1 protein-coding gene and 1 pseudogene are annotated in these 1,959 nt (G+C 37.7%); both read left to right on the forward strand.

Annotation, left to right across the window (positions count from 1 at the left end; all coding sequences use genetic code 11):
• The first annotated feature begins 258 nt into the window (after positions 1 to 258).
• On the forward strand, positions 259 to 1,452 hold the full coding sequence (locus tag HT708_RS01650) for an O-antigen ligase (RefSeq protein ID WP_023937263.1): 1,194 nt from the start codon (positions 259 to 261) through the stop codon (positions 1,450 to 1,452).
• Between the two features lie 229 nt (positions 1,453 to 1,681).
• Positions 1,682 to 1,959 (forward strand): annotated as a pseudogene (locus HT708_RS01655) (IS630 family transposase); the annotation flags it as partial.

Raw genomic sequence — 1,959 nt, forward strand, 5'->3', positions numbered from 1 at the left:
CTTAGCCTTGGCTTGTCAGTCTAACAGCATCAAGCCTCTTATCAAATGAAATCGAGTACTAGCTATCAGCTAGTTAAAACATCTAATTTTTAGGAGAGCTGGGTGGCTAACTTCATTATAGAACTTTCAATTATCACATTCGAATTACATTTTATTTTGGAAAACGTTTCCTTTGTTTTCAAATTGCTAAAAAAGTGGTACAATATAGGATAGCTTACTATTATCTGAATCAGCTGATTTGGAGAGAAAGGATTCATTTTGAAATCAATAGGCTTTATTGAAAAGCTGAAGGGGTTGTCTAGTAAAGAGCTGATTTTATTGGGAATTATCCTAAGTATCTTTTTACCCTTTTATCTTTTTGTAGTTGTACTCTGTTTATATATTATCAGTTTGATTTTTACAGGAGACATGAAAAGTATTCTTCAGAAAATGGGGGAGCATCCGATGCTGCTTCTTTTTCTTGGCTATAGTACTGTTATATCCATTCTTGCACAAAATTGGATGGGTCTTGTGGCTTCAGTAGGAATGTTTTTGTTTGCTATTTTATTTTTGCAATATCAGTCGATTTTATCACATAAATTCTTTCGATTAATTTTGCAGCTCGTCTTGTTTGGTAGTGTCTTGTCAGCTGCTTTTGCCAGTTTAGAACATTTCCAAATTGTGAAGAAATTCAACTATGCTTTTCTTTCACCCAATATGCAGGTGTGGCATCAGAATCGTGCAGAAGTGACCTTCTTTAATCCTAATTATTATGGAATTATTTGTTGTTTCTGTATCATGATTGCTTTCTATCTATTTACAACGACCAAGTTGAATTGGTTGAAAGTATTCTGTGTGATTGCAGGCTTTGTTAATCTCTTTGGATTGAACTTTACGCAAAATCGAACTGCTTTTCCTGCTATTATCGCTGGAGCAATCATCTATCTCTTTACGACTATTAAAAACTGGAAGGCCTTTTGGCTTAGTATTGGGGTATTTGCGATTGGCTTGAGCTTCCTCTTTTCCAGTGATTTGGGAGTTCGGATGGGGACTTTAGATTCTTCTATGGAAGAACGAATTTCTATTTGGGATGCTGGGATGGCCTTGTTTAAGCAAAATCCTTTTTGGGGTGAGGGGCCATTGACCTACATGCACTCGTATCCTCGGATACATGCTCCTTATCATGAACATGCTCATAGCCTTTATATTGATACGATTCTGAGTTACGGAATTGTGGGGACTATTTTATTAGTTTTGTCTTCTGTTGCTCCTGTTCGCTTGATGATGGATATGAGTCAGGAGTCGGGGAAACGTCCGATTATCGGCCTTTATCTATCTTTCCTTACAGTGGTTGCTGTGCACGGAATTTTTGACTTGGCTCTCTTCTGGATTCAGTCAGGCTTTATTTTCTTGCTAGTTATGTGCAGTATTCCATTGGAGCATCGAACTTTGGTATCGGACATGACGGATTAAGTTTTATAAGATTAAAATTCTTCTACCTTGGGTAGGAGATTTTTTTATACGATGGGCATGTCGTGCATCTGAGGTGTAAGTCCTCTGTAGAGATTCACTACCGGTGAATATAGTGAAATGAGATAAGAACAGGATGAATCAATCAGGACAGTCAAATAGATTTCTAACAATGTTTTAGAAGTAGAGGTGTACTATTCTAGTTTCAATCTATTATACAATAGCGCTCCCTCGTCCTTATGCAGGGGCTCCTAGAGGGGAGAAAGTCTATGAAAAGATTAGCGGACGTCGTTTTGAGCGAACTTCAATTGTTGCAGGACAAGTAGACGGAGAGTTTATAGCTCCCATGATTTACAAGAACAGCATGACAAGCGATTTCTTTGTGGAGTGGTTCAAAACGCAACTCCTGCCTGCTTTGAAGACACCTCATGTTATTATCATGGACAATGCTAGTTTTGATCCCAAGAACATTTTGGATGAACTCTGCATCCAAGATAAACACTTTTTCTT

Origin of the sequence: Streptococcus sp. 3613 (genome assembly GCF_013277375.1) — a bacterium.
GTDB classification, from domain to species: domain Bacteria; phylum Bacillota; class Bacilli; order Lactobacillales; family Streptococcaceae; genus Streptococcus; species Streptococcus pseudopneumoniae.